Source organism: Paenibacillus sp. 01T422, assembly GCF_056398785.1.
Genome location: NZ_JBFTQB010000617.1, coordinates 1 through 3,960, shown reverse-complemented (window position 1 = coordinate 3,960; position 3,960 = coordinate 1). Strand labels below are relative to the sequence as shown.

Here is a 3,960-nt window from a genome sequence, read left to right as displayed (position 1 = left end):
TCTGCTGACTTCGATCTTCCAAAAAGGGTACGGGTTGTCCTACGTGGACAGCTACACAATTAGCATATACAGTTCGATCCTATTGCTGCTCTTGGTGGGTGAAATTGTTATTCGTATATTGCCGAAGGTGACAATTGTCACCTCGAACCGATGACTTGATTCACTTTTGAAAGCCTCCCTTAAAGGCGATAATGAAGACAATAAATCCTTTAAGGGAGTGTTCAAATTATGAATTCAACAGTATCGATAATGATTTCAGCTTTGATTTTCTTTTTCATCCTGCGTGGGCAATTAAGTGGTATGAATAAGCCGCTAAAAAAATCAGGAGTAACCCTGCTGCTGCCAATCTTATACATTTCGACTTCACTCACGCAGTTGTTCGATCCGTCCTTGCATATTCGGGAAGAGCAAGTCATTATTGCACTATTGATCGGCATGGTTGTTTCGATACCCCTGATCATAACGACCAACTTTGAAGTGCGAGACAATGGCAACACTTTTATTAAGCGTAACAAAGCGGTGTTCGTGCTGCTGATTGTGATCTTTGCCTTACGTTTCCTTGCCGTAGCGACTATAAAATCAATCGATCCAAGCACACTCAGTTTTATGTGTAACCTCGTTACCTTTGGGTACATCGCGACATGGCGCATTACGAGTTATGTGAAGTTCCGAGGCGTAAGCTCTTCGAAACAAACGATGATGAATGTTTAAGTCTTAAGCGGCGCATTCCTTGCGCCCAACGAATACGGCCGCGTTTGTTTTCGCTAATGGACCTCGTAGCCGTTATTTCGGGAAAATTGCATCTATCCGATATCTAACGGACTCGAGAGTCGTTATAGGACTAAAATCAGCCGATTTCCACACAAAAAACGTGAATAGCTGCATTGAGGTCCGTTAGAATTTCAGATGGTCGTTTTTTCACGGAATAAGGTCGACTCTGTCCGTATGTAGCCTGATAGCTGCAATGCGTTGCTCCATTTATGCAGGAAATCAATTTGCCATAATCGAATTTTAATGGATGTCCATGAACACTCGAGAAGGCGGCTGAAAGGAATGCATATTAGTGGTCAAATGAAACGATTGCTGCTCATGAATGCAGCATCAACAGTCATATTTAACTACATTGGTATTTTCGTCAATCTATTTATTTGGGAGAAGAACAACAATATCTCTGAAGTGGTATGGTTCAATCTCATCATGTTTATCACGTGGACGTTCGCGTTCGCGGCGGGTTCTAGACTACTAACCAGTTATACGACACGTGTGTTGATTCGTACGAATGCGGTCTGCGGTGGAGTCGTTTTTCTGCTTTTATCGGTGCTAGAGCTAGAAAATAGGCTGCTATGGATCACCATTATCGCCATTCCGATTGGCATCATGTGGGGATTTTATGCCGCAGCGCAAAATATTACCTTGAGTGTGTATGGGAAAGGGAAGGATTTCGAGCAGTATTTTTCAATCGCCAATATCATCAATCAGCTCGTATCCATTATTAATCCCATTGCCTTTGCGCTCATTATCAAATGGATCGGATACTCGGGCTCCTTTTTACTGATGTTCGTTTTTGTGGCTTTGTTACTGGTCGTTTCGTTCTATATTCCTTCGATTACCCTCGTGGGTGAGCCCGAGCGATTATTTCGCGGCATACAATTCCGGCTTGTCTTTGCGACTAGCGCGCTGCGATGGATGGTTCCGTCTCTGCTCGCGGCAGGTGTATTTTTGCAATTTCAAGTGCTGTTTGCGCTGGTGTTTACCTTTTCGGTATCGGAAGATAAATTGGTTATCGCCATGCTTAATGTGCTTTATGCCTGCTTCGCCATCGGGGCTATGATGTTGTATAGAAGGTTGAAGACACGTGAAGGGACCTGGCTCGCCATCGGGATGATTTTTCTGTCTGTCGGCATTCTCCTGCCTTTGCTGCCTAAAGCGCCAATCCTCATCATTTCCAATATTTTAACGACAATCGGGATGTTTTATTTTGGGACGGTGTGGAACACGAGGCAGTTCCGAATTATTTCTAAGCAAACGGCCATCCAGCAAGCTCGGATTTTCTTATGGCGGGAATGCTTTTTGAATACTTCGAGAATACTTTTACTAATACTGGCTTTATCGGTAAAAGATCTTCGCGGAGGCGCGTTTATTGTATTAATCATGCTGGCACTTGTGTGCGCGCTAATGGTTCCGTTTTTCTCAGGGAAGAGCACAGAAGCTTTCGAGCGGCAGTCCGAGTTAGAGGAGAATTAGCAGGGATTCCTCGGTTCACACGCAATGAAGTGCTTGCTAATCACAAGAACGGCTTATTATAAGGATTTTGACGGATCATCTGGATGAGATTGTTTGTGGAAGCAGATAAGGGTTCATTTTTACGCGTACAAATGGCGATTGTATTCTTGAGATGAATCCCTTCTACATAAACTCTGGACAGCTCTCCACGATTTACATATTCGCGCACCACCAGGGAAGATACGAAGTTTGCGCCATATCCGGCAATAACGGCAGTGATAGCCTCATGTAGTCCATTAAACTGCAATGAAATGGCGGGAACGGCTGAGTGATAGGTGCGGCACAGAGACAGCAATCTTTCGCGAGTTGAGCTGCCTTCTTCACGCATGACAAAAGGTTCTTTCACCATTTCGGACAAAGTAACTTGCTGATTCGCATATTTGTGATTAGGGGCAACAACAAACCATAACTCGTCCTGAAACAATTCTTCTGTCAGAATGGTGTCTGGATATGACTCGGCTATTCCCCCGTAAATCGCGATATCTACCTCTACATCTAAAAGCTGCTTCAATGCACCGCTGGAATTGGTCGTGGTTATCATCATTTCAACTTGTTCATATTGCTGCTTAAACTTGGCTATCCAAGTGGGAATGAGGAAGTGAGCGGGTAAATAGGTCGCAGCTAGCCGAATACTTCCGTTCGTGCCGCTGCGGTAATTGTGGGCGAATTGCTCAATTTGCTGTTCGACAGCGAAAAGCCTTTTGGCGAGTAAAGCAAGTTCTTCGCCGGCATCCGTTAGAGCAACTCCTCTTCCCAGAGGTTTAAGCAGTGGAAGCGCCAATTCTTTTTCGAACTTTTTTATCTGTGCGGTGATGGCAGGTTGGCTAATATTTAACAATTCAGATGCGCGTGTCACACTTCCAGTAGTCGCGACCGTATGAAATAAGCGCAATGCATGTAGGTTCATTAGTAAGGCTCCCTTTGTTTCTGATTTATATATTATATTTATGATTCTAACATAAAGATATATTATTTATATAATTAGAATCGGTTTATAATGAAACCAGAAGGTAAAAACAAAGAGGAGTGATATCTATGAATGCAATGAACACATGGGAAAAAGTAGATCAGTACATTACAGAACGTTTGATTCCACATGACCCTGTTTTGGAAGAAGCCTTGGTTGCGAACCAACATGCTGGGCTGCCTGCTTATGATGTTTCACCTGCTCAAGGGAAGTTATTGAACTTGTTAGTTCAAATGAAAGGCGCCAAACGGATCTTGGAGATCGGCACATTAGGCGGCTACAGTACCATTTGGTTGGCGAGGGCACTGCCAACAGACGGGAAAATAGTTACCTTGGAACTGGATCCGGTTCATGCTCGAGTGGCGGCGGCGAACATATCCCATGCTCAGTTGAGTGAGCTTGTCGAGCTTCGCGTGGGAGATGCTTTAGAACAATTAGCTCAGATGGACGATGAGGGCGTTGAACCTTTTGACCTGATATTCATAGATGCTGACAAACCCAATAATCCCAATTATTTAAAATGGGCATTGAATTTCTCTCATCCGGGAACAGTCATTATTGGAGATAATGTCATCCGTGATGGCGAGGTCATCAATGCGGGGAGTCAAGATCCCCGCGTTCAGGGAGTAAGGCAGTTTTACGATCTCTTGGCAGATGAGCCGAAGATTTCGGCTACGGCGATTCAGACGGTTGGCAGTAAAGGATATGAT

General features: G+C 44.2%; 4 protein-coding genes. 3 read left to right on the top strand and 1 reads right to left on the bottom strand.

From position 1 onward, the window contains the following. The first annotated feature begins 228 nt into the window (after positions 1 to 228). Together AC1DUA_RS27390 and AC1DUA_RS27385 are read left to right on the top strand one after the other, a co-directional pair. Positions 229 to 711, top strand: coding sequence for a CcdC protein domain-containing protein (locus AC1DUA_RS27390; RefSeq protein ID WP_477502776.1), 483 nt, complete (start codon positions 229 to 231; stop codon positions 709 to 711). 342 nt (positions 712 to 1,053) lie between these two features. After that, a complete protein-coding gene (locus tag AC1DUA_RS27385; protein ID WP_477502775.1) occupies positions 1,054 to 2,244 on the top strand; it encodes an MFS transporter in 1,191 nt (396 codons plus the stop codon). 40 nt (positions 2,245 to 2,284) lie between these two features. On the opposite strand, the gene AC1DUA_RS27380 is transcribed toward AC1DUA_RS27385, so the two are convergent. Next, positions 2,285 to 3,190, bottom strand: a complete 906-nt coding sequence (locus AC1DUA_RS27380; RefSeq protein ID WP_477502774.1) for a LysR family transcriptional regulator — start codon at positions 3,188 to 3,190, stop codon at positions 2,285 to 2,287. Between the two features lie 128 nt (positions 3,191 to 3,318). Between AC1DUA_RS27380 and AC1DUA_RS27375 the strand changes: the two genes are divergently transcribed. Continuing rightward, on the top strand, positions 3,319 to 3,960 hold a 642-nt coding region (locus tag AC1DUA_RS27375; protein ID WP_477502773.1), incomplete at its 3' end, for an O-methyltransferase.

Excerpts from the sequence above, each read along its gene's own strand:
- AC1DUA_RS27385 (WP_477502775.1), top strand. The coding sequence starts at position 1,054 with ATGCATATTAGTGGTCAAATGAAACGATTGCTGCTCATGAATGCAGCA.
- AC1DUA_RS27380 (WP_477502774.1), bottom strand. The coding sequence starts at position 3,190 with ATGAACCTACATGCATTGCGCTTATTTCATACGGTCGCGACTACTGGA.
- AC1DUA_RS27390 (WP_477502776.1), top strand. The coding sequence starts at position 229 with ATGAATTCAACAGTATCGATAATGATTTCAGCTTTGATTTTCTTTTTC.